The following is a 22,990-nucleotide window of genomic DNA, read 5'->3' on the forward strand; positions in this document are numbered from 1 at the left end:
TGCGCCCCATCATGCATAACCCCTGCGCTTTAATCCCGGTGTACAACCACGAAGCCGCCGTGCCGGCCGTGGTCCACAGTGTGCTGAAAAGCGGCCTGCCCTGCCTCTTGGTGGACGATGGCAGCAGCGCCGCCTGCGCAGCCGTGCTGGCGCACCTGGCGACGCTGGACAACGTCACCCTGCTGACCCTGCCCAGCAACCAGGGCAAGGGCGGCGCCGTGATGGCCGGTTTCCGCGAGGCAGCGCGCCTGGGCTACACCCACGCCCTGCAAGTGGACGCCGATGGTCAGCACGACCTGCGCGAAGTCGAGACCTTTATCCACACCTCACGCCAGCACCCCGACGCCGTCATCTGCGGCTACCCCGAATACGACGACAGCGTGCCCAAGGGTCGCCTGTACGCACGTTACCTGACCCACGTGTGGGTGTGGATCAACACCCTGTCGCTTGAGATTCGCGACTCGATGTGCGGCTTTCGCGTGTACCCGCTGGCGCCGACCCTGGCGCTGATGGACTCGGCCTACATCGGCACGCACATGGATTTCGACTCGGACATCCTGGTACGCCTGGCCTGGCGCAACCAGCCTATGCGTTGGCTGCCCACCCAGGTGCACTACCCCGCCGACGGCCTGTCGCACTTTCGCTTGTTGCGTGACAACCTGCGCATCAGCGCCATGCACACGCGGTTGTTCTTCGGCATGCTCGTGCGCGCGCCGATGATCCTGTGGCGACGGTGGCAAGCATGAACGACAGCACCAAACATTGGGCCGACCGCGAGGAACGCGGCAGCTTCTGGCTGATGAAATTCACCGCGGTCGCGGTCAAAGTCCTCGGCCGTCGCCTATTGAGCCCGTTGCTCTACAGCATCGTCTTTTACTTCTTCCTGTTCGGCCGCACCGCACGCCACAGCGCGTGGCAATACCAGCAGCGGCTGGCGCAATGGAGCGGGCGCGATGACTTGCTGCCGAGCCACCGCACCGTCTTTGCCCAGTTCATGGCCTTCGCCGATTCGCTGCTGGACAAGCTGGACGTGTGGAACGGCAAGCTGCGCCTGGAGCAAATCGAGATCAACGACCCGGCGCAGTTGCGCAGCCAACTGCGTGGCGAGCGTGGGCAGATGCTGGTGGGTGCGCACCTGGGTAACCTGGAAGTGTGCCGCGCCCTCGCGGAGATTGGTGAGCAGGTCACCATGAATGTGCTAGTGCACACCAAGCACGCCGAGCGTTTCAACCGCCTGCTGGGCGAGGCCGGCGCGACCCATTTGCGCCTGATTCAGGTGAGCGAACTGGACCCGGCCACCATGCTGCTGCTCAGCCAGCGCCTGGACGATGGCGAGTGGCTGGCGATTGCCGGCGACCGCATCCCGCTGCACGGCGGGCGTACGGTGCGCGTGGACTTCCTCGGCCATACGGCGACATTTCCCCAAGGCCCATGGCTGCTGGCGGGCTTGCTCAAGTGCCCGGTCAATCTGCTGATGTGTCTTAAGCACCAGGGCCGCTATCGCCTGACTATCGAGCCCTTTGCCGATTTGATCGAGTGGAAGCGCAGTACCCGCGAGCAGGTCATCGCCCTGTGGACCGCCCGCTACGCCGCACGCTTGGGCCAGTTCTGCCTGCAAGCGCCCCAACAATGGTTCAACTTTTACCCTTTCTGGAAGACCGATGACGACGCCTCTTGAGCCCATCACCTTTGGTGAACGCCCCCTGCGCATCGAAGACGTGCTGGCCCTGGCCAACCGCCAGGTACCCACTCACCTGCAGGACGATGCCGCGTACCGCCAACGCATCGCCAAGGGCGCGCAGTTCCTCGACTCGCTGCTGGACAAGGAAGGCGTGATCTACGGCGTGACCACCGGCTACGGCGACTCCTGCGTAGTGGCGGTGCCGCTGGAGCACGTCGAAGCCTTGCCGCGTCATCTGTACACCTTTCACGGTTGCGGCCTGGGCAAGTTGCTCGACGCCCAAGCCACCCGTGCCGTGCTGGCGGCGCGTTTGCAGTCGCTGTGCCATGGCGTATCGGGCGTACGCGTGGAGCTGCTGGAGCGCTTGCACGCCTTCCTCGAACACGATGTGCTGCCACTGATCCCGGAAGAAGGCTCGGTGGGTGCCAGTGGTGATCTGACGCCGCTGTCCTACGTGGCCGCGACCTTGTCCGGCGAGCGCGAGGTGCTATTCCGTGGTGAACGCCGTCCGGCGGCCGACGTTCACCGCGAGCTGGGCTGGGAGCCGTTGGTCCTGCGCCCCAAGGAAGCCCTGGCACTGATGAACGGCACCGCGGTGATGACCGGCCTGGCCTGCCTGGCCTTCGCCCGCGCCGACTACCTGCTGCACCTGGCGACGCGCATCACCGCGCTCAATGTGGTGGCGCTGCAAGGCAACCCGGAACACTTCGACGAGCGCCTCTTCGCCGCCAAGCCGCACCCAGGGCAGATGCAAGTGGCTGCGTGGCTGCGCCACGACCTGGCGATCGATGCACCGACCGCACCGCTGCATCGCTTGCAGGATCGCTATTCGCTGCGCTGCGCACCCCACGTACTCGGCGTGCTGGCCGATAGCTTGAGCTGGCTGCGCTCGTTCATCGAAATCGAGCTCAACAGCGCCAACGACAACCCGATCATCGACGCTGAAGAAGAACGCGTGCTGCATGGCGGGCACTTCTACGGTGGGCATATCGCCTTCGCCATGGACAGCCTCAAAACCCTGGTGGCCAACGTTGCCGACCTGCTCGACCGCCAGCTCGCACTGTTGGTGGACGTGCGTTACAACCATGGCCTGCCGAGCAACCTGTCGGGCGCCCCGGCTGATCGCGCGATGATCAACCATGGCTTCAAGGCCGTGCAGATCGGCACCAGCGCCTGGACCGCCGAAGCGCTGAAAAACACCATGCCGGCCAGCGTGTTCTCACGCTCTACCGAGTGCCACAACCAGGACAAGGTGAGCATGGGCACCATCGCTGCCCGCGATGCGATCCGCGTGCTGGAGTTGACCGAACAGGTGGCCGCCGCGACCCTGCTCGCCGCCAACCAGGGCGTGTGGCTGCGCGCCCAGGCCGAGGATGCCCGCCCACTGCCACCGGCACTGGCCGCGATGCACGCGGAACTGGCCCAGGACTTTGCGCCGGTCATCGAAGACCGCGCCCTGGAAGGCGAACTGCGCCTATGCCTGCAACGCATCGCCGCGCAACACTGGAGGCTGCATGCGTAGCCCCGGCGTGTTGCACAGCGACACTGAAATCCTCGTGCCGTTTTTCGACATCGACACCATGAACGTGGTGTGGCACGGGCATTACGTGAAGTACCTGGAAGTGGCGCGCTGTGCGTTGCTGGACAAGATCGGCCATAACTACACGGCGATGCTCGAAGCCGGCTACGCCTGGCCAGTGATCGACATGCAGCTACGCTATGTACGCGGCGCGACCTTCGGCCAGACCATCAATGTGCGCGCCAGCCTGGTGGAATGGGAGAACCGTTTGAAGGTGAACTACCTGATTACCGACCTGGCCAGCGGCGAACGCTTGACCCGCGCCAGCACCGTGCAAGTAGCGGTGGAAATCGCCAGCCGCGAGATGCAACTGGCCTCGCCCAAAGTCTTCACCGATGCCGTAGAGAGAGCCTTGAAATGAGATCCCCTGTGGGAGCGGGCTTGCCCGCGATGGACGTTAACGATAAAGCAGGTCGCCTGACGCTGCGCAGCGCCCTCAGGTTCTTCGCGGGCAAGCCCGCGCCCACATTGATCGCGTTGTTGCTGAGCTTCAGCGCCCACGCCTTCGACCTCCAGCAGTTGAGCGATCAGCTTGCCAAACCCTCCGTGATCCACGGCAACTTCACCCAGGAAAAACACCTGCGCGCCCTGCCCCAGCCATTGGTGAGCAAAGGCACCTTCGTGCTCGCCAAGGATCAAGGCCTGCTGTGGCTGTTGAAAAGCCCGCTGCAACAGGACTACCGCATTACAGCCCAGGGCATTGCCCGCCGCGATGCCAATGGCTGGCAACTACTGCCAAACAAGAGTGCCGGCGCCGAACAGAATCGTTTGTTCCTGGCAGTACTGCAGGGCGACAGCAGTGGCCTGCAGCGCGACTTCGACCTGCAACTGCAAGGCGAGGCCCAACAATGGAAGCTCACGCTGACCCCACGCTCACTGCTGCTCAAGCAAGTCTTCACCCAGATCAATATCGACGGCGGCGCACTGGTGCGCACCATTGAACTGCTGGAAACCCAAGGCGACAGCACGCTGTTGCGCATGCAGGACAATACCGCCGACCAGCCGTTGAGCAATGCGGAGCAACACGACTTTGCCCAGTGAGCGCCTGCTGCCGCGCCTGTTCCTGACCTTGCTGGTGGCCGTGCTGGCCCTGGCAGGCTGGCAGTGGCGTGATGGCGCGCCGTTGTCGGCCAACCTGATGGAACTGGTGCCCGGCAGCACGCCGGACGCCTTGGAACTGCAAGCCGAACAGCGCATGCAAGAGCCGCTCAACCGCGAAATGCTGGTACTGGTGGGGCATGCCGACCGCCAGCAAGCGGTGGCCGTGGCGCAGCAACTGGGTGAGCGTTGGCAGGCCAGCGGCCTGTTTGAAAAGGTGCAGTGGAACCTGCAAGCCGACTTGCCAGCGTTGCGCGAACAACTGCTGCGTGGGCGTTTGTCGATGCTCTCGTCCAAGGACCGCGAACAACTGATCCAGCAGCCTGAGGCGTTCATCCAGCAACGCGTGCAATCGCTGTTCGACCCCTTCACCGGTTTCAGCCTGGTACCAAGCCAGGACGATTGGCTCGGCCTGACCGGGCGCATCCAGAACAGCCAGCCGCAACACGGTGCGGTGCAAATGGACATCGGCAGCGGCGCCTTGATCGCCGATGCCGACGGCAAGAGTTGGGTGCTACTGCGAGCGCGCACTACCGGCAACGCCTTCGATATGAAGCTGCCGCTGCAAGTGGCGGACTTGCTGAAGGCCAGCCGCGAGCAAGCCGGCGCACACGGCGCGCAACTGCTCGCCGCCAGCGGTTTACTCTATGCGGCCAACGGGCAGCAGCAGGCCACGCGGGAAATGACCTGGGTCGGCGGCGGCGCCACCCTGGGCATCCTGTTATTGCTGCTGCTGGCGTTCCGACGCTGGCGGGTGCTGCTGGCGTTCGTGCCGGTACTGGTGGGCATGCTGTTTGGCGCGGTGGCATGTGTGGCGCTGTTTGGGCATATGCATGTGATGACCCTGGTGCTGGGTTCCAGCCTGATCGGCGTGGCGGTGGATTACCCACTGCACTACCTGTCCAAAAGCTGGAGCCTGCAGCCGTGGCGCAGTTGGCCGGCGTTGCGCCTGACCCTGCCAGGGCTGAGCCTGAGCCTGGCCACCAGCGCTATCGGCTACCTGGCGCTGGCCTGGACGCCGTTCCCGGCGCTGACCCAGATTGCGGTGTTTTCGGCTGCCGGTTTGGTCGGTGCCTATTTGTGTGCCGTGTGCCTGTTGCCCGCGCTGCTCAAGGGCGTGGAACTGCGCCCGGCGCAATGGCCGCTGCGTGTCGCCCAAAGCCTATGGCAGCTGCGCACGGCCTTGCTCAAACGCGTGCCCAGTTCGGTACTGCTGGTGTGGGTGCTGCTGTTCTGCGCGGCGGGCCTCTGGCAACTGAACACTAAAAACGATATCCGCCAATGGATCGGTGCGCCGCCGCAGTTGCTGCAGGAAGCCCAGGCCGTGGCGCGCATCACCGGGTTCCAGCCCACCAGCCAGTTTTTCCTGGTGCGGGCGGACAATCAGCAGCAGTTGCTGGAACGCCAGGCCGCCCTGGGCAAACGCTTGGACCAGTTGGTGCAGATGGACAAGCTTCAGGGCTACCTGGCGCTCAATCAACTGGTCAACCTCCCCGCAGAACAACAACAGTTGCGCGAGGCGCTGAACAACCTGGCGCTACACTGGCAACCGCTACTGGACCTCGGCCTGCCCCTCAGTGCCCTGCAAGCCGAAGTGGCGCAATTGCAGGCGCTGCCTACCGCAGACATCGACGCCGCACTGCAAGGCCCGCTGGCCGAGCCGTGGCGCACGCTGTGGCTGGGCCCGGTGGACGGTGGCGTGGCGGCCATGGTCAGCCTGCAAGGCTTGAACAACCCGGCGCTGCTGCGGGTGCAGGCGCTGAACTTGCCCGGTGTGCAACTGGTCGACCGCCTGGGCGACTTGAACCGCGTATTTGCCGACACGCAGATCAGCGCTGCCGAATTGAAGTTGCTGTCTTGCGTGCTGATCGTGCTATTGCTGATTGCGCCCTTCGGCGTTGGCGGCGCCTTGCGTATCGTCGCCCTGCCGCTGCTGGCCGCGTTGTGCAGCCTGGCCAGCCTCGGTTGGCTGGGCCAGCCGCTGACTTTGTTCAGCCTGTTTGGCCTGCTGCTGGTCACGGCCATCAGCGTCGACTATGCGATTTTGATGCGCGAGCAGATCGGCGGCCCTGCCGTCAGCCTGTTGGGAACACTGCTGGCAGCGCTGACGACTTGGTTGTCGTTCGGCCTGCTGGCGGTCTCCAGTACACCGGCCGTGAGTAATTTCGGCTTGTCGGTCAGCCTGGGCCTGGCGTTCAGCTTTATGCTGGCGCCCTGGGCCGGCCGGCAGAAACACGCCTTATGAATGTGATTAGCGCCTATGCGGCAAGGAGCCCTCGTGCCCACAGTTGAAATGGAACGTCGCCAGGTGGTGGTGATCGGTGCCGGGCCTTCCGGTGCCATCGCGGCCGCGCTGTTAAAGCGCAAAGGGCATGATGTATTGATCATCGAGCGCGAGCATTTCCCGCGTTTCTCGATTGGCGAAAGCCTGCTGTCGCACTGCATCGACTTTATCGAAGAAGCCGGCATGCTCGACGCTGTGCAAGCTGCAGGCTTCCAGGTAAAAACCGGCGCGGCCTTCGCCTGGGGCGAGCGCTACAGTGCCTTTGATTTCAGCGACACCTTCAGCAACGGCAAGCCCACCACCTTCCAGGTGCAGCGCGGCGAGTTCGACAAATTGCTGGCCGACCAGGCGGCACTGCAAGGCGTGGAAATCCGCTATGGCCAAACCATTGTCGGCGTGGATTTTTCTGCCGAGAGCCGGTATTTGCATGTGCGCCGCCAGAATGGCAGCGAGTACCACCTCAAGGCCAGGTTCGTGCTCGATGCCAGTGGCTATGGCCGTGTGTTGCCACGCCTGCTGGACCTGGAAGCACCGTCGAATTTCCCGCTGCGCCAGGCCGTGTTCACTCACGTCGAAGACCGTATCGAACACCCAGGCTTTGACCGCAGCAAAATCCTGGTGACCACTCACCCGACCCAGCGCGATATCTGGTTCTGGACCATCCCGTTCAGTAATGGCCGTTGTTCGGTGGGCGTGGTTGCGGCCAAGGAGCATTTCGAGGGTGCCGACAGCGACCTCGACGCCTGCCTGCGCGGCTTTATCGAGCAAACCCCAAGCCTGTCCGGCGTGCTGCAAAATGCCGTCTGGGACACCCCGGCGCGCACCATCGGCGGCTACTCGGCCAACGTCAAAACCCTGCACGGCCCAGGCTTTGCGCTGCTGGGCAATGCGGCGGAGTTCCTCGACCCGGTGTTCTCTTCCGGCGTGACCATTGCCATGCGTTCGGCGAGCATGGCCGCAGGGGTGCTGCACCGCCAATTGAGCGGCGAAACAGTGGACTGGCAAACCGAGTTCGCCGAACCGCTCAAGCGCGGTGTCGATACCTTCCGTTGCTACGTCGAAGGCTGGTATGCGGGCACGTTCCAGGACGTGATTTTCCATCCTGGCAGTTCACCGGAGATTCGCCGCATGATCAGCTCTATCCTGGCCGGTTACGCCTGGGATGAACGCAACCCGTTTGTCAGCGAGCCGAAACGGCGCTTGCGGATGTTGTCGGATATTTGTGCGAGTGAAGCGGTATGAGCAGCCCGGGCGTCGAAAAAAACTACCTGAGTCAAAACTACGTCGAAGAAACCAAGTTCGGTTTCTGGTTCCTGCGCAGCCATACCTGGCAGCATCACGTGTTGCGCGTGGCGATCAATGACCTGCGCAGCCTGTTCAGCGAGCCGCTGCCGGTGGCGCCGGTGTTGCTGGATGCCGGTTGCGGCCAAGGCAAATCCTTCCAGTTGCTGCATCAGGTATTTGCGCCTTCGCGCCTGATCGGCCTGGATGCGGACCCTCACAGCCTGGCACTGAGCCGCGAAGAAGCCGCGCGGCTGGGCCTGGACGTGGAGTTGATCGGCAGCGACTGCGCGACCCTCAACCTAGCGGATGCCAGCGTCGATATCCTGTTCTGCCACCAGACCTTCCATCATCTGGTGGAACAACATCGCGCACTCAAGGAGTTCTATCGGGTGCTCAAGCCGGGCGGCTATCTGCTGTTTGCCGAATCCACCGAAGCTTACATCGACACCTGGGTGATTCGCTGGCTGTTCCGCCACCCGATGCATGTGCAAAAGAGCGCCGAAGAATACCTGGAGATGCTGCGCGAGCAGGGCTTTGAGTTCGCTGCACAGAACATTTCGTACCCTTACTTGTGGTGGAGCCGTTCCAGTGACTTCGGCCTGCTGGAACGCTGGGGCCTGCGCAAGGCACCGCCTGTGGGCCAGCGCGAGGAAACCCTGGTCAACTGCGTGGCCCGTAAACCTGTGGAGAACGCGGCCCCATGATGCGCCTGCTGTTGATAAGTTGCCTGCTGCTGCTCGGTGCCTGCGCCAGCCAGGCGCCGCTGCCGGAGAAGAGCCCGGCCCTGGCCTTGCCGATGCAATTGCATGTGCAGCGCCTGGCAGACGGCCAGAGTCAGGACTGGCTGCTGGTGATCCAGCGCGAAGGCCGCGCGATTCGCTGGTCGATGATGGACCCGCTGGGCATTCCCCTGGCCCGGCAAAAACTGCTTGATGGGCAGTGGCAGGCAGACGGCTTGCTGCCGCCCAACCCCCAGGCGCGCACGCTATTTGCCGCGCTGCTGTTTGCCCTGACCGCGCCCGGTGACGTACCGGCGTTGTATCCCACTGCGCAGGCCATGGACCTGACGCGCACGCTGCCGGGCCACTGGCAGATCGTCTATCAGTCTTCGGAGGTGTTCAGCGTGAACATGGCCGACCCGCCGTTGAGTTACCGCATCACCCCGTTGGGTGTGAGCCGATGACCGCCTACCTCAATGCCCTTGGCGTGATCTGCGCCCTTGGCCGTGGCCAGGCGCAAGTCAGCCGCAAGCTGTTTGCCGGCGACTGCTCGGGCATGCGTGCCGAAAGCGGCTGGGTGCCGGAGCGCGTCGTGCCGGTGGCCGCCGTACACGGCGAACTGGCGAGCCTGCCCCCTGAGCTGGCCCAGCAAAGCAGTCGCAATAACCAGTTGCTGTTGGAAGCGGCGCTGCAAATTGAAGATCAGATTCGTCAGGCCATCCAAACCTACGGCCCTGGCCGGGTCGGGGTTGTGCTCGGCACCAGCACCTCGGGCATTGACGAAGCCAGCCGTGGCATTGCCCATTACCTGCAAAACACGCAGTTCCCCGCCGACTACGATTACCAGCAACAGGAACTCAGCGCCCCGGCCAACTTCCTCGCCGACTGGTTGGACGTGAGCGGCCCGGCCTATGTGATTTCCACCGCCTGCACCTCCAGCGCCCGAGCATTGATGAGCGCCCAGCGCCTGTTGGACCTGGGGGTGTGCGATGCGGTGATCTGCGGCGGCGTGGACAGCCTGTGCAAGCTGACACTGAACGGGTTTACCGCGCTGGAAGCCGTGTCTGCGGAGCGCTGTAATCCGTTCTCGGTGAACCGCAACGGCATCAATATCGGTGAAGCGGCGGTGCTGTTCCTGATGAGCCGCGAGCCGGCCCCCATCGCCTTGCTGGGCAGCGGCGCCAGTTGCGACGCGCACCATATCTCTGCGCCCGAGCCCAGCGGCAAGGGCGCGTTGCTGGCCATGCGCAAGGCCCTGGCCAGTGCAAAGCTTTCGCCCGAGCAGATCGGCTACCTGAACCTGCACGGCACCGCAACCCAACACAACGACGCCATGGAAAGCCTGGCGGTCGCCAGCCTGTTTCCAGGCGGCGTCGCCTGCTCATCGACCAAGCCCATGACCGGCCACACCCTCGGCGCTGCCGGGGCACTGGAAGCCGCGTTCTGCTGGCTGAGCCTGACCCATCGCCTGCTGCCACCCCACGTATGGGACGGCCACCCCGACCCGGCGCTGCCCGCGTTGCAATGGGCGCGCAGCGGCGACAGCTTGAAAAAACCCTGCCTGATGAGCAACTCGTTTGCCTTCGGCGGTAACAATGTCAGCCTGATAATCGCAGAGGCCCCATGATCGATTGGCCACTTGCCGAACTGCTGCCCCATGCGGGCGACATGATCCTGATCGACCAGGTGCTGTCGTTCGATGAAGAGCAGATCCACACCCGCGTCACCGTCAAGCCCGGCGGCCTGTTCAACCGTGCTGACGGTAGCCTGCCCGCCTGGGTCGGCATCGAGCTGATGGCGCAAAGCGTCGCCGCCTATGCCGGTTGCCATGCACGCCAGCAAGGCAAGGCCGTGGAACTCGGTTTCCTGTTGGGCACACGTAAGTTCGAGTGCAACGTGGAGCACTTTCCGGCCGGCCTCGAGCTGAATATCCACGGCCTGCGCTCCCTGGAAGACGACAACGGCATGGGCGTGTTCGAATGCCACCTCACCGGCGACGGTATCCAGGCCAGCGCGCGCTTGAACGTATTTCGACCGCCCCAGGCGGCCAACTATTTAGATGAATCGAAGGACGAAACGCCATGACTGAATCCGTACTGGTCACCGGCTCCAGCCGTGGTATCGGCCGCGCCATTGCCCTGCGCCTGGCCCAGGCCGGCCATGACATCGTGCTGCATTGCCGCAGCGGCCGTGCCGAAGCCGACGCGGTACAGCTCGAGGTCCAAGCCCTGGGGCGCGAGGCACGCGTGCTGCAGTTCGACGTGGCCGATCGCGCTGCGTGCAAAGAGATCCTTGAGGCCGATGTGGAGCGGCATGGCGCCTATTACGGCGTGGTGCTCAATGCCGGCCTGACCCGCGACGGCGCCTTTCCTGCGCTGTCGGAAGACGATTGGGATGTGGTGATGCGCACCAACCTGGATGGTTTCTACAACGTGCTGCACCCGGTGATGATGCCGATGATTCGGCGCCGCGCCGCCGGGCGTATCGTGTGTATCACCTCGGTGTCCGGGCTGATCGGCAACCGCGGCCAGGTCAACTACAGCGCCTCCAAAGCCGGCTTGATCGGTGCGGCCAAGGCGCTGGCCATTGAATTGGGCAAGCGCAAGATCACCGTCAACTGCGTGGCGCCGGGCCTGATCGACACCGCGATGCTGGATGAAAACGTGCCGGTAGAAGAACTGATGAAAATGATCCCGGCCCAACGCATGGGCACGCCGGAAGAAGTCGCTGGCGCCGTGAACTTCCTGATGTCGGCCGAAGCCGGCTACATCACGCGCCAGGTGCTGGCCGTGAACGGGGGCCTGTGCTGATGAAGCGCGTTGTCGTCACCGGCATGGCCGGCGTGACCTCCCTGGGCAGCGACTGGGACACCATCGCCGCGAACTTTCGCGCCAACCGCAGCGGCATTCGGCGCATGGATGAGTGGGACCGTTTCACCGAACTGAACACCCGCCTGGCCGGCCCTATCGACGATTTCGTCGTGCCCGCGCACTGGACGCGCAAACAACTGCGCAGCATGGGCCGCGTCTCGCGCCTGGCGGTGTGGGCGGCGGAGCAGGCGTTGCGGGACGCCGGCTTGCTGGGTGACGAGTCGATCAAGGACGGGCGCATGGGCGTGGCCTGTGGCTCGTCCACCGGCAGCACCGATGAGATCAAGGCGTTCGGCAATATGCTGCTCAACTCGGTGGCCGAGGGGCTCAATGCCAACTCCTATGTGCGCATGATGCCGCACACCACGGCGGCAAATATCAGCATCTTCTTTGGCCTCACGGGCCGGCTGATTCCTACCTCCAGCGCCTGCACCAGCGGCAGCCAGGGCATCGGCTACGCCTATGAGGCAATCAAGTTCGGGCGCCTGCCGTTGATGCTTGCGGGCGGCGCAGAAGAACTGTGCCCCACCGAAGCCATGGTGTTCGATGCGCTGTACGCCACCAGCCTGAAAAACGATGCGCCGCAAACCAGCCCTCGTCCCTACGACAGCGGCCGCGACGGCCTAGTGATCGGTGAAGGTGGCGGCATGTTGGTGCTCGAAGAGTTGGAACACGCACTCGCGCGAGGCGCGCATATTCATGCGGAGCTGGTCGGCTTCGGCAGCAACGCCGACGGCCAGCACACCACCCGCCCGGAACAGAAAACCATGCGCCGCGCCATGGAGCTGGCCCTGGAAGACGCAGGTCTTGAACCGTCCGCCATCGGCTACGTGAACGGCCACGGCACGGCTACCGACCAGGGCGACATCGCTGAAACCCTGGCCACCAGCAGCCTGTTTGGCAGCCGTATGCCGATCAGTTCGCAGAAAAGTTTCCTGGGGCACACCTTGGGCGCGTGCGGGGCGTTGGAATCGTGGTTCAGCATCGAGATGATGAACCGCGACCAGTACGTGCACACCTTCAACCTGGACGCGGTCGACCCGCAATGCGGCGAGCTGGACTACCTGCAAGGTGGCTTTCGCCAGATGCACAACGACTACGTGATGAACAACAACTTTGCCTTCGGCGGGGTCAACACCTCGTTGATCTTCCGCCGCTGGGCCTGACTTTTTAATCGATTGGAGAAAACGGAATGTCTTCCCTGCTACGCGCTGCCCTGATCACCCTGGCCCTGCTGACCACGGCTGGCTGCACCAGCAAACCCGTGCTCAACACCCAGCATGAGTTACCGGCCACAAGCCAGGTCAGCGAAGAAAAAATGAAGCAAGTGATCGTCGCCGCCCTGCAAAAACGCGAGTGGACGGTACAACGCCTGAGCCCACAACTGGTGCAGGCCGAGATCACCGTGCGCGGCCAGTTCTACGCCGCCATCGACATCCGCTACACCCGCAACAGCTACGCCATCACCTACCGCGACAGCCGCGACCTGGGCTACAAGGACGGTAAGATCCATCGCAACTACAACCGCTGGGTGAGCATGCTGGATCGGGATATTCTGGCGGGGTTGCGTACTTACAGCGTGAATGAAGCAAATACTTCGCCCCAAAACTGACCCCCTTGTGGCGAGGGAGCTTGCTCCCTTGCCACAGGTTATTGAGCGGCCTTACGCGTCAACAACTCCACAAACCCTTTCGCCATTGGCGTTTGCGCGCCCTTGCGCTGCACCAGCCACACCGCCGTCACCGCCTGCGGATCGAGCAAGGTGCGATAGACCACGCCGTCAATGCGGATGCGCTGGTAAGACGCCGGCAACACCGACACCCCCAACCCCGCCGCCACCAGGCCGATGATGGTCATTGCTTCCCCTGCTTCCTGGGCAAAGTGCGGGCTGAACCCGGCGTCGCGGGCCAGGTTGAGCAACTGCGCGTACAAGCCGCTGCCGTAACTGCGCGGGAAGAACACAAAAGGCTCCTCGGCCAATTGCTCCAGATGCAAGCCGCGCTCGCTGCCGTGGGCCAATGGGTGGCCGGCGCTCAGTACCGCGACTAATGGCTCGCGCATCAACTCGATCACGTTCAGTGAGTCGGGCAAGGGCAAAGGCCGCATCAACCCAACCTGAATCGACTCGTCCACCAGCGACTCGGCCACTTGGGTGCTGCTCATTTCTTGCAGGTTCAGATGCACCGCCGGGAATGCCTGGCGGAAGGCAAAGATCGCCTGGGGAATGCTGGCGTTGAACGGCGCAGACGAGGTAAAGCCGATCTTCAATTCACCCAGTTCCCCCAACTGCGCACGCCGCGCCACATCTGCCGCCTTGTCGACCTGGGCCAGCACCAGCCGTGCCTCTTGCAAGAACAAGCGCCCGGCCTCGCTCAGCTCGACCCGACGATTGGTACGCTCGAACAAGCGTGCGCCCAGCTCGTGTTCCAGCGCCTGTATCTGCTGGCTCAGGGGCGGCTGCGAGATGCCCAGCACCTGCGCGGCGCGGCCGAAGTGCAGCTCTTCGGCAACGGCGATGAAGTAGCGCAAATGGCGAAATTCCATGCAAGCCTCATTAGGTCGTAAAAGCTATCAAACAGGTCGAACAATATATTGGAAAGAATCATTAGCCAGCTATATTCTTTTTCGTATTGTCAGTCCTGGCAGACTTTCCTCCCCGAGGTCCCCCGTGAATCCTGCTGTTGCCCCACTTGCCCAACACACCTCGCCCTCAGCCCTTGATGACGTAGTGGCGCAGCTCAACGACGCGTACATCGAAAAAGGCACGCCGATGTTCATGCGCACCGTGCTGGCGCTGTTCTCCGGCGGGTTCGCCACCTTTGCGCTGTTGTATTGCGTGCAGCCGATGATGCCGGCGCTGTCCCACGAGTTTTCCATCAATGCCGCGCAGAGCAGCCTGATTCTATCCGTCGCCACCGCGATGCTCGCCTGCGGCCTGCTGATCACCGGGCCGATATCCGACAGGCTGGGGCGCAAGCCGGTGATGGTTGCCGCGTTGTTCTGTGCGGCGCTGGCCACCATCGCCAGCGGCCTGATGCCGAGCTGGGAGGGCATCCTGTTGATGCGCGCACTGGTGGGCCTGTCCTTGAGCGGCCTGGCCGCCGTGGCCATGACCTACCTGAGCGAAGAGATCCACCCACAACACATTGGCCTGGCCATGGGTTTGTACATCGGTGGCAACGCGATTGGCGGCATGAGCGGGCGCCTGATCATCGGCGTGTTGATCGACTTCGTCAGCTGGCACACCGCAATGCTGATCATCGGTGCCCTGGCATTGATCGCCGCCACAGTGTTCTGGAGGATCCTCCCCGAGTCGCGCAACTTCCGCGCCAGCAGCCTCAAGCCGCGCAACCTGGTGGACGGCTTCGTCATGCACTTCAAGGACGCCGGCCTGCCGTGGCTGTTCCTTGAAGCCTTCCTGCTGATGGGCGCCTTCGTGACGATGTTCAACTACATCGGCTATCGCCTGCTGGCCTCACCCTATGAGCTGAGCCAGGCGGTGGTTGGCCTGTTGTCAGTGGTGTACCTGTCGGGCATCTACAGCTCGGCCAAGATCGGCTCCCTGGCCGACCGCCTCGGCCGCCGCCGAGTGCTGTGGGGCACCATCGTGCTGATGCTCGCCGGCATGGCGCTGACACTGTTCACCCCGCTGTGGTTGGTGGTGCCGGGCATGCTGATCTTCACCTTCGGCTTTTTCGGCGCCCACTCGGTCGCCAGCAGCTGGATCGGGCGCCGTGCGGTGAAAGCCAAGGGGCAAGCGTCGTCGCTGTACCTATTCTGCTACTACGTGGGGTCGAGCATTGCCGGGACGGCGGGTGGGTTCTTCTGGCACTTTGCCGGGTGGAACGGGATTGGTGGGTTTATCGTCGCGCTGCTGATTGGCGCGTTGCTGGTGGCGTTGAAGCTGGCGAAGTTGCCGCCACTGGGAAATATGCAGACCTGACGCGATTGGCTTTATGTGGGAGCGGGCTTGCTCGCGAATGCGGTGGTCTAGTGACGAATTTGTCGACTGACACTGCGCATTCGCGAGCAAGCCCGCTCCCACATTTGTTTTGTGTTTACCCATGAAAAAGCCCGGCTTCAAGCCGGGCTTTTTCGTCATTCGTGGTATTGCGCCGACAGTTCGTGCACTGCGCGCAGGAACGCACCGGCATGCTCCGGGTTCACTTCCGGTGTGATGCCGTGGCCAAGGTTGAACACGTGGCCACTGCCCTTGCCATAGCTGGCCAGGATGCGTCCGACTTCGGCACGGATCGCTTCCGGCTTGGCGTAAAGCACGGTGGGGTCCATGTTGCCTTGCAGCGCGACCTGGTTGCCCACGCGACGGCGGGCTTCGCCGATATCGCAGGTCCAGTCCAGGCCCAGGGCATCGGCCCCGGCATCGGCGATGCTTTCCAGCCACAGGCCGCCGCCCTTGGTGAACATGATCACCGGCACTTTACGGCCTTCGTGTTCGCGGATCAGGCCGCTGACGATCTTGCGCATGTAGGCCAGGGAGAACTCCTGGTACGCCGCCGCCGACAGGTTGCCGCCCCAGGTGTCGAAAATCTGTACCGCTTGGGCGCCCGCCATGATCTGGCCGTTGAGGTAGGAGGTGACCGACTGCGCCAGCTTGTCCAGCAACAGGTGCATGGCTTGCGGGTTGTCGTAGAGCATGGCCTTGGTCTTGCGGAAGTCTTTCGACGAGCCGCCTTCGACCATGTAGGTGGCCAGGGTCCATGGGCTGCCAGAAAAGCCGATCAGCGGCACACGGCCGTTAAGCTCGCGGCGGATGGTGCTCACGGCGTCCATCACGTAGCCCAGGTCTTTGTGTGGATCAGGGATCGGCAGGGCTTCGATATCGGCCAGGGTGCTGACGACTTTCTTGAAGCGCGGGCCTTCGCCGGTTTCGAAGTACAGGCCTTGGCCCATGGCATCGGGGATGGTGAGGATATCGGAGAAGAGGATGGCCGCGTCCAGTTGTGGGTAGCGGTCCAGCGGCTGCATCGTGACTTCGCAGGCGAACTCCGGGTTCATGCACAGGCTCATGAAATCGCCCGCATTGGCGCGACTGGCGCGGTATTCCGGCAGGTAGCGACCGGCTTGACGCATCATCCACACCGGGGTGACGTCTACGGGTTGCTTGAGCAGGGCACGAAGGAAACGGTCGTTCTTGAGGGCAGTCATGTCGGCATCCGCAAAAAAAGTGCGGGCATTTTCTCAGAGCGCGACGCAAAAGGCACGGAATGCACCGTGCCTTTTGTCTATCGGGTCAATTTGTCGCGGCAATGCCGCCGCAGGATCGTTCCCACGCTCCGCGTGGTAACGCCTCCTGTGACGCTCCGCGTCATGCTGTTCGGGACGCGGAGCGTCCCTGGCGGCATTCCCACGCGGAGCGTGGGAACGATCATCAGACTTGCAGGTAGTCCAGGATACCTTCGGCGGCGTTACGGCCTTCGAAGATCGCGGTGACCACCAGGTCCGACCCACGCACCATGTCGCCACCGGCGAAGACCTTCGGGTTGCTGGTCTGGTGCTTGTACTGGCCTTGCTCCGGGGCGACGACGCGGCCCTGGCTGTCGGTCTGGATCTCGAACTGCTCGAACCACGGTGCCGGGCTTGGGCGGAAACCGAAGGCGATGACCACGGCGTCAGCCGGGATGATGTCTTCGGAACCCGGGATCGGCTCGGGGCTGCGACGGCCACGGGCATCCGGCTCGCCGAGACGGGTCTCGACCACCTTCACACCTTCGACGCGGTCTTCACCGACGATGGCGATCGGCTGGCGGTTGTAGAGGAATTTCACGCCTTCTTCCTTGGCGTTCTTCACCTCTTTGCGCGAGCCGGGCATGTTGGCTTCGTCACGGCGATACGCGCAGGTCACCGACTTGGCGCCCTGGCGGATCGAGGTGCGGTTGCAGTCCATCGCGGTGTCGCCACCGCCCAGCACCACGACCTTCTTGCCCTTCATATCGACGAAATCTTCCGGCGACTTTTCAAAGCCCAGGTTGCGGTTGACGTTGGCGATCAGGAAGTCGAGCGCGTCATACACGCCTGGCAAGTCCTCACCGGCAAAGCCGCCCTTCATGTAGGTGTAGGTGCCCATGCCCATGAACACCGCATCGTATTCGGCGAGCAGTTGCTCCATGGTAATGTCTTTGCCGATTTCGGTATTGAGACGGAACTCGATACCCATGCCGGTGAACACTTCACGACGGTGGCTCAGTACAGTTTTTTCCAGCTTGAATTCAGGAATACCGAAGGTCAGCAAGCCACCGATTTCCGGGTTCTTGTCGAACACCACCGGGGTCACGCCGCCACGCACCAGCACGTCGGCACACCCCAGGCCAGCAGGGCCTGCGCCGATGATCGCGACGCGCTTGCCGGTTGGCTTGACCTTGGACATGTCCGGGCGCCAGCCCATGGCGAACGCGGTGTCGGTGATGTACTTCTCCACCGAACCGATGGTCACCGCGCCGAAGCCGTCGTTGAGGGTGCAGGCCCCTTCACACAGCCGGTCTTGCGGACACACCCGGCCGCAGACTTCCGGCAGGGTATTGGTCTGGTGAGACAGCTCGGCGGCGGCGAGGATGTTGCCCTCGGCCACCAGCTTGAGCCAGTTGGGAATGAAGTTGTGCACCGGGCACTTCCATTCGCAATACGGGTTACCGCAACCCAGGCAGCGATGGGCCTGGTCGGCCGAGTGCTGGGGTTTGAAGGGTTCGTAGATTTCCACGAACTCTTTCTTGCGTTGACGCAACAGTTTCTTCTTCGGATCTTTGCGCCCGACATCGATGAACTGGAAGTCGTTATTCAGACGTTCAGCCATGTTAAAACCTCATCAAACTGTTCAGGCGCATATCACTGCGGGTTGGCACGGATGCTGGAAAGCAACGATTTCAGGTTGGCAGCCTTGGGCTTGACCAGCCAGAAACGACGCAGGTAATCATCGAGGTTTTCGGCGAGGTTACGACCCCATTCGCTGCCGGTTTCCTCGACGTACTCGTCCAGCACGTGCTGCAAGTGGTTCCGGTAGGATTCCATGGCTTCGCCGCTGATGCGCTGGATCTCGACCAACTCGTGGTTGACCTTGTCGACGAAGGTGTTGTCCTGGTCGAGCACGTAGGCGAAACCGCCGGTCATGCCCGAACCGAAGTTGTAACCGGTCTTGCCCAGTACCGCGACAAAGCCTCCGGTCATGTACTCGCAGCAGTGATCGCCAGTACCTTCCACCACGGTGTGGGCACCGGAGTTACGCACGGCGAAACGCTCACCGGCGGTACCTGCGGCAAACAGCTTGCCACCGGTGGCGCCGTACAAGCAGGTGTTGCCAATGATGGCGCTGTCCTGGGTCTTGTACACGCTGCCAGCCGGCGGGACGATGACCAGCTTGCCGCCGGTCATGCCCTTGCCCACGTAGTCGTTGGCGTCGCCTTCCAGGTACATGTGCAGGCCGCCGGCGTTCCACACGCCGAAGCTTTGGCCCGCAGTGCCCTTGAAGCGGAAGGTGATCGGCGCTTTCGCCATGCCCTGGTTGCCGTGCTTGCGTGCGATTTCGCCGGAGATGCGTGCGCCGATGGAACGGTCGCAGTTGCAGATATCCAGGGCGAATTCGCCACCGCTGGCGTCGTTGATCGAGGAGCCGGCCATTTCGACCATTTTCTCGGCCAACAGGCCTTTGTCGAACGGTGGGTTGCGGTCCACCTGGCAGAACTGTGGCTTGTCTGCCGGGATGTGATCGCTGCCCAACAGCGGGGTGAGGTCCAGATGTTGTTGCTTGGCGGTCTGGCCTTCGAGGATATCCAACAGGTCGGTGCGACCGATCAGCTCTTCCAGCGAACGTACGCCCAGCTTGGCCAGCCACTCACGGGTTTCTTCGGCGACGTAGGTGAAGAAATTCACCACCATGTCGACGGTGCCGATGTAGTGATCCTTGCGCAGTTTTTCGTTCTGAGTCGCTACGCCGGTAGCGCAGTTGTTCAGGTGGCAGATGCGCAGGTATTTGCAGCCCAGGGCGATCATTGGCGCGGTGCCGAAGCCGAAGCTTTCGGCGCCGAGGATCGCGGCCTTGATCACGTCGAGGCCGGTTTTCAGGCCGCCGTCGGTCTGTACTCGCACCTTGCCGCGCAGATCGTTGCCGCGCAGGGTCTGGTGGGTTTCGGCCAGGCCGAGTTCCCACGGCGCACCGGCGTACTTGATCGAGGTCAGCGGCGAAGCGCCGGTGCCGCCATCGTAGCCGGAGATGGTGATCAGGTCGGCATAGGCCTTAGCCACACCGGCGGCAATGGTGCCGACGCCGGCTTCTGCGACCAGTTTCACCGAGACCAGGGCCTGAGGGTTGACTTGTTTGAGGTCGAAGATCAACTGCGACAAGTCTTCAATCGAGTAGATGTCATGGTGCGGCGGTGGCGAGATCAACGTCACACCCGGCACCGCATAGCGCAGCTTGGCGATCAGGCCGTTGACCTTACCGCCGGGCAATTGCCCGCCCTCACCCGGCTTGGCGCCTTGGGCCACCTTGATCTGCAGCACCTCGGCATTGACCAGGTACTCGGGGGTCACACCAAAGCGGCCGGTGGCCACCTGCTTGATTTTCGAGCTTTTGAGCGTGCCGTAGCGCGCCGGGTCTTCACCGCCTTCGCCGGAGTTGGAACGCGCACCCAGGCGGTTCATGGCTTCGGCCAGGGCTTCGTGAGCTTCCGGCGACAAGGCGCCCAGGGAAATACCGGCGGAGTCGAAGCGCTTGAGGATCGATTCCAGCGGCTCGACTTGGCTGATGTCCATCGGCGTGTCCAGGGTCTTCACCTTGAACAAGTCGCGGATCATCGACACCGGGCGGTTATCCACCAGGCTCGTGTATTCCTTGAACTTGGCGTAGTCGCCCTGCTGCACAGCGGCTTGCAGAGTGTTGACCACGTCGGGGTTATAGGCATGGTATTCGCCACCGTGCACGAACTTGAGCAGGCCACCTTGCTGGATCGGCTTGCGCGCGCTCCAGGCCTCCAAGGCCAGGGCTTTTTGCTCGGCTTCGATGTCGACGAAACGCGCACCTTTGATGCGGCTCGGTACGCCACGGAAACTCAGCTCGCAGACTTCTTCGGACAGACCGATGGCTTCGAACAACTGAGCGCCACGGTACGAGGTGACCGTAGAGATACCCATCTTCGACAGGATCTTCAGCAGGCCCTTGGTGATGCCCTTGCGGTAGTTCTTGAACACCTCATAGAGGTCGCCCAGCACTTCACCGGTACGGATCAGGTCACCCAGCACTTCGTACGCGAGGAACGGGTACACCGCCGAGGCGCCGAAACCGATCAGCACCGCAAAGTGGTGCGGGTCGCGGGCGGTGGCGGTTTCCACGAGGATATTGGAGTCGCAGCGCAGGCCTTTTTCGGTCAGGCGATGGTGCACCGCGCCGGTCGCCAGGGACGCGTGGATCGGCAACTTGCCCGGCGCGATGTGGCGGTCGGTCAGTACGATCTGGGTACGGCCGGCGCGCACGGCTTCTTCAGCCTGGTCAGCAACGTTACGTACAGCCGCTTCAAGGCCCAGGCTCTCGTCGTAGTTCAGGTCGATGATCTGGCGGTCGAAGCCTGGACGCTCCAGGGTCATCAGCGAGCGCCATTTGGCCGGAGAAATGACCGGCGAGCTGAGGATCACGCGGGACGCATGCTCAGGCGATTCCTGGAAGATGTTGCGCTCGGCACCGAGGCACACTTCCAGGGACATCACGATGGCTTCGCGCAGCGGGTCGATCGGTGGGTTGGTCACCTGGGCGAACTGCTGGCGGAAATAGTCGTACGGCGTGCGCACGCGCTGGGACAGCACGGCCATTGGCGTGTCGTCACCCATGGAGCCTACGGCTTCGTAGCCTTGCTCACCGAGTGGGCGCAGCACCTGGTCGCGCTCTTCGAACGTGACCTGATACATCTTCATGTACTGCTTGAGCTGGTCGATGTCGTAGAAAGCCGAACCGTGGTCGTTGTCTTCCATGGTCGCCTGGATGCGCAGGGCGTTCTTGCGCAGCCATTGCTTGTACGGGTGACGCGACTTCAAACGGTTGTCGATGGCGTCGGTGTCGAGGATCTGTCCGGTTTCGGTGTCCACAGCCAGGATCTGGCCAGGGCCGACACGGCCTTTGGCAATCACGTCTTCAGGCTTGTAGTCCCACACGCCGATTTCCGAGGCGAGGGTGATAAAGCCATTGGTGGTGGTGACCCAACGCGCCGGGCGCAGGCCGTTACGGTCGAGCAGGCACACCGCGTAGCGGCCGTCGGTCATGACCACGCCGGCCGGGCCGTCCCACGGTTCCATGTGCATCGAGTTGTACTCGTAGAACGCACGCAGGTCCGGGTCCATGGTCTCGACGTTCTGCCACGCTGGCGGAATGATCATGCGCACGCCACGGAACAGGTCGATGCCACCGGTGACCATCAGCTCAAGCATGTTGTCCATGCTGGAGGAGTCCGAACCCACGCGGTTGACCAGCGGGCCGAGCTCTTCGAGGTCCATCAAATCGTTGGCGAACTTGGTGCGCCGGGCCTGAGCCCAGTTGCGGTTGCCGGTGATGGTGTTGATCTCGCCGTTGTGGGCGAGGAAGCGGAATGGCTGAGCCAGCGGCCATTTCGGCAAGGTGTTGGTGGAGAAGCGCTGGTGGAACACGCAGATTGCGGTTTGCAGGCGCTCATCGCTCAGGTCTGGATAGAAGGCGGTGAGGTCCGCCGGCATCATCAGGCCTTTATAAATGATGGTCTTGTGGGAAAAGCTGCAGATGTAATGGTCGGTGTCGGCGGCGTTGAGCACCGACGAACGACGACGGGAGGTGAACAGCTTGATCGCCATGTCCTGGTCGCTCAGGCCATCGCCGGCGATGAACACTTGTTCGATCTGCGGCAGGCGCTCCAGGGCCAGGCGGCCGAGTACGCTGGTGTCGATGGGCACTTTGCGCCAGCCGACGATCTGCAGGCCGGCGGCAACGATCTCGCGGTTCATGTTCTCGCGAGCGGCCTCGGCTTTTACCGGGTCCTGGTTGAAAAACACCATGCCCACGGCGTACTGCTTGGGCAGTTCGACCGCAAATTGCTCTTTGGCGACAGCACGCAGGAACTGGTCGGGCTTTTGAATCAGCAAGCCACAGCCGTCACCGGTCTTGCCGTCGGCGTTGATCCCACCGCGGTGGGTCATGCAGGTCAGGGCCTCGATGGCCGTTTGCAAAAGGGTATGACTGGGTTCGCCCTGCATGTGGGCTATCAGGCCGAAACCGCAGTTATCCTTGAATTCATCGGGTTGGTACAGACCTGCTTTCATAGACACTTTCTCACCAGGCTGCCTCTTATATCGAGGCAAATTTCTTTTCAATTCAACCGGTTACCTTCCACGCCGAACGTACGCCGGCTTAGCGGGGGCAAAAGGGAGGTCATTGTACACACCGACACACACGCTCACAAATTTAGCGACGAAATGTCGCAAATCTATGTCGCATTTATGAAAGGTTTA

The 22,990-nt window shown here is 62.7% G+C and carries 19 protein-coding genes; 15 read left to right on the forward strand and 4 right to left on the reverse strand.

Features of this window, described 5'->3' with window-relative positions; genetic code table 11:
- The first annotated feature begins 11 nt into the window (after positions 1-11).
- The 14 genes from BOP96_RS04280 to BOP96_RS04345 are packed head-to-tail and all read left to right on the forward strand — an operon-like array spanning position 12 to position 13,127.
- The gene (locus BOP96_RS04280; RefSeq protein ID WP_019818323.1) at positions 12-746 is read left to right on the forward strand and encodes a glycosyltransferase family 2 protein; all 735 of its coding nucleotides are present in this window, start codon (positions 12-14) and stop codon (positions 744-746) included.
- Complete coding sequence (locus tag BOP96_RS04285; protein WP_073451929.1) at positions 743-1,678, forward strand: LpxL/LpxP family acyltransferase; 936 nt, start codon at positions 743-745, stop codon at positions 1,676-1,678. The genes BOP96_RS04280 and BOP96_RS04285 overlap by 4 nt, the downstream gene beginning before the upstream one ends.
- The gene (locus tag BOP96_RS04290; RefSeq protein WP_073451931.1) at positions 1,662-3,203 is read left to right on the forward strand and encodes an HAL/PAL/TAL family ammonia-lyase; all 1,542 of its coding nucleotides are present in this window, start codon (positions 1,662-1,664) and stop codon (positions 3,201-3,203) included. Before BOP96_RS04285 ends, BOP96_RS04290 begins: the two co-directional genes overlap by 17 nt.
- Positions 3,196-3,621 carry an acyl-CoA thioesterase gene (locus BOP96_RS04295; protein ID WP_003187940.1) on the forward strand — a complete coding sequence of 142 codons (426 nt, stop codon included), beginning with the start codon at positions 3,196-3,198 and terminating at the stop codon, positions 3,619-3,621. Before BOP96_RS04290 ends, BOP96_RS04295 begins: the two co-directional genes overlap by 8 nt.
- Positions 3,618-4,301 (forward strand): outer membrane lipoprotein carrier protein LolA, encoded by a 684-nt coding sequence (locus BOP96_RS04300; RefSeq protein WP_230957591.1) that lies wholly within the window; start codon positions 3,618-3,620, stop codon positions 4,299-4,301. Before BOP96_RS04295 ends, BOP96_RS04300 begins: the two co-directional genes overlap by 4 nt.
- The gene (locus BOP96_RS04305) at positions 4,273-6,603 is read left to right on the forward strand and encodes an MMPL family transporter (protein ID WP_073451933.1); all 2,331 of its coding nucleotides are present in this window, start codon (positions 4,273-4,275) and stop codon (positions 6,601-6,603) included. The genes BOP96_RS04300 and BOP96_RS04305 overlap by 29 nt, the downstream gene beginning before the upstream one ends.
- A 33-nt stretch (positions 6,604-6,636) precedes the next feature.
- Positions 6,637-7,884: an NAD(P)/FAD-dependent oxidoreductase gene (locus tag BOP96_RS04310; protein ID WP_014716594.1), complete on the forward strand. Its 1,248-nt coding sequence runs from the start codon at positions 6,637-6,639 to the stop codon at positions 7,882-7,884.
- Positions 7,881-8,630 (forward strand): class I SAM-dependent methyltransferase, encoded by a 750-nt coding sequence (locus BOP96_RS04315; RefSeq protein ID WP_014716593.1) that lies wholly within the window; start codon positions 7,881-7,883, stop codon positions 8,628-8,630. Before BOP96_RS04310 ends, BOP96_RS04315 begins: the two co-directional genes overlap by 4 nt.
- Entirely contained in the window at positions 8,627-9,109 is a 483-nt protein-coding gene (locus BOP96_RS04320) for a hypothetical protein (RefSeq protein WP_019818329.1), read from the forward strand. The genes BOP96_RS04315 and BOP96_RS04320 overlap by 4 nt, the downstream gene beginning before the upstream one ends.
- Positions 9,106-10,272 carry a beta-ketoacyl-[acyl-carrier-protein] synthase family protein gene (locus BOP96_RS04325; RefSeq protein WP_019818330.1) on the forward strand — a complete coding sequence of 389 codons (1,167 nt, stop codon included), beginning with the start codon at positions 9,106-9,108 and terminating at the stop codon, positions 10,270-10,272. The genes BOP96_RS04320 and BOP96_RS04325 overlap by 4 nt, the downstream gene beginning before the upstream one ends.
- Positions 10,269-10,730, forward strand: coding sequence for a hotdog family protein (locus BOP96_RS04330; RefSeq protein ID WP_032904086.1), 462 nt, complete (start codon positions 10,269-10,271; stop codon positions 10,728-10,730). The genes BOP96_RS04325 and BOP96_RS04330 overlap by 4 nt, the downstream gene beginning before the upstream one ends.
- Positions 10,727-11,455 (forward strand): 3-oxoacyl-ACP reductase FabG, encoded by a 729-nt coding sequence (gene fabG / locus BOP96_RS04335; RefSeq protein ID WP_057975401.1) that lies wholly within the window; start codon positions 10,727-10,729, stop codon positions 11,453-11,455. The genes BOP96_RS04330 and fabG overlap by 4 nt, the downstream gene beginning before the upstream one ends.
- On the forward strand, positions 11,455-12,681 hold the full coding sequence (locus tag BOP96_RS04340) for a beta-ketoacyl-ACP synthase (RefSeq protein WP_014716588.1): 1,227 nt from the start codon (positions 11,455-11,457) through the stop codon (positions 12,679-12,681). Before fabG ends, BOP96_RS04340 begins: the two co-directional genes overlap by 1 nt.
- A 26-nt stretch (positions 12,682-12,707) precedes the next feature.
- Positions 12,708-13,127, forward strand: coding sequence for a hypothetical protein (locus tag BOP96_RS04345; RefSeq protein WP_020301670.1), 420 nt, complete (start codon positions 12,708-12,710; stop codon positions 13,125-13,127).
- A gap of 38 nt (positions 13,128-13,165) precedes the next feature.
- Here BOP96_RS04345 and BOP96_RS04350 read toward each other — a convergent pair whose 3' ends face one another.
- Entirely contained in the window at positions 13,166-14,059 is an 894-nt protein-coding gene (locus tag BOP96_RS04350; RefSeq protein WP_014716587.1) for a LysR family transcriptional regulator, read from the reverse strand.
- Between the two features lie 184 nt (positions 14,060-14,243).
- Between BOP96_RS04350 and BOP96_RS04355 the strand changes: the two genes are divergently transcribed.
- Positions 14,244-15,458: an MFS transporter gene (locus BOP96_RS04355; RefSeq protein ID WP_019818333.1), complete on the forward strand. Its 1,215-nt coding sequence runs from the start codon at positions 14,244-14,246 to the stop codon at positions 15,456-15,458.
- A 155-nt stretch (positions 15,459-15,613) separates the two neighbouring features.
- Here the strand turns inward: BOP96_RS04355 and hemE are convergent, their stop codons facing one another.
- The 3 genes from hemE to gltB all read right to left on the reverse strand — a co-directional run bounded on the left by hemE (position 15,614) and on the right by gltB (position 22,801).
- On the reverse strand, positions 15,614-16,681 hold the full coding sequence (gene hemE, locus BOP96_RS04360; protein WP_058410936.1) for a uroporphyrinogen decarboxylase: 1,068 nt from the start codon (positions 16,679-16,681) through the stop codon (positions 15,614-15,616).
- 223 nt (positions 16,682-16,904) lie between these two features.
- Positions 16,905-18,323 (reverse strand): FAD-dependent oxidoreductase, encoded by a 1,419-nt coding sequence (locus tag BOP96_RS04365; protein WP_073451935.1) that lies wholly within the window; start codon positions 18,321-18,323, stop codon positions 16,905-16,907.
- Between the two features lie 32 nt (positions 18,324-18,355).
- Positions 18,356-22,801 (reverse strand): glutamate synthase large subunit, encoded by a 4,446-nt coding sequence (gene gltB / locus BOP96_RS04370; protein WP_019818335.1) that lies wholly within the window; start codon positions 22,799-22,801, stop codon positions 18,356-18,358.
- Positions 22,802-22,990 lie beyond the last annotated feature (189 nt).

The organism is Pseudomonas sp. FSL W5-0203 (genome assembly GCF_001896155.1).
GTDB classification, from domain to species: domain Bacteria; phylum Pseudomonadota; class Gammaproteobacteria; order Pseudomonadales; family Pseudomonadaceae; genus Aquipseudomonas; species Aquipseudomonas paracarnis.

Coding starts and splice junctions, on each gene's coding strand:
- BOP96_RS04280 (WP_019818323.1), top strand. CDS start 12: ATGCATAACCCCTGCGCTTTAATCCCGGTGTACAACCACGAAGCCGCC.
- BOP96_RS04285 (WP_073451929.1), top strand. CDS start 743: ATGAACGACAGCACCAAACATTGGGCCGACCGCGAGGAACGCGGCAGC.
- BOP96_RS04290 (WP_073451931.1), top strand. CDS start 1,662: ATGACGACGCCTCTTGAGCCCATCACCTTTGGTGAACGCCCCCTGCGC.
- BOP96_RS04295 (WP_003187940.1), top strand. CDS start 3,196: ATGCGTAGCCCCGGCGTGTTGCACAGCGACACTGAAATCCTCGTGCCG.
- BOP96_RS04300 (WP_230957591.1), top strand. CDS start 3,618: ATGAGATCCCCTGTGGGAGCGGGCTTGCCCGCGATGGACGTTAACGAT.
- BOP96_RS04305 (WP_073451933.1), top strand. CDS start 4,273: ATGCGGAGCAACACGACTTTGCCCAGTGAGCGCCTGCTGCCGCGCCTG.
- BOP96_RS04315 (WP_014716593.1), top strand. CDS start 7,881: ATGAGCAGCCCGGGCGTCGAAAAAAACTACCTGAGTCAAAACTACGTC.
- BOP96_RS04320 (WP_019818329.1), top strand. CDS start 8,627: ATGATGCGCCTGCTGTTGATAAGTTGCCTGCTGCTGCTCGGTGCCTGC.
- BOP96_RS04325 (WP_019818330.1), top strand. CDS start 9,106: ATGACCGCCTACCTCAATGCCCTTGGCGTGATCTGCGCCCTTGGCCGT.
- BOP96_RS04330 (WP_032904086.1), top strand. CDS start 10,269: ATGATCGATTGGCCACTTGCCGAACTGCTGCCCCATGCGGGCGACATG.
- fabG (WP_057975401.1), top strand. CDS start 10,727: ATGACTGAATCCGTACTGGTCACCGGCTCCAGCCGTGGTATCGGCCGC.
- BOP96_RS04340 (WP_014716588.1), top strand. CDS start 11,455: ATGAAGCGCGTTGTCGTCACCGGCATGGCCGGCGTGACCTCCCTGGGC.
- BOP96_RS04345 (WP_020301670.1), top strand. CDS start 12,708: ATGTCTTCCCTGCTACGCGCTGCCCTGATCACCCTGGCCCTGCTGACC.
- BOP96_RS04350 (WP_014716587.1), bottom strand. CDS start 14,059: ATGGAATTTCGCCATTTGCGCTACTTCATCGCCGTTGCCGAAGAGCTG.
- hemE (WP_058410936.1), bottom strand. CDS start 16,681: ATGACTGCCCTCAAGAACGACCGTTTCCTTCGTGCCCTGCTCAAGCAA.
- BOP96_RS04365 (WP_073451935.1), bottom strand. CDS start 18,323: ATGGCTGAACGTCTGAATAACGACTTCCAGTTCATCGATGTCGGGCGC.
- gltB (WP_019818335.1), bottom strand. CDS start 22,801: ATGAAAGCAGGTCTGTACCAACCCGATGAATTCAAGGATAACTGCGGT.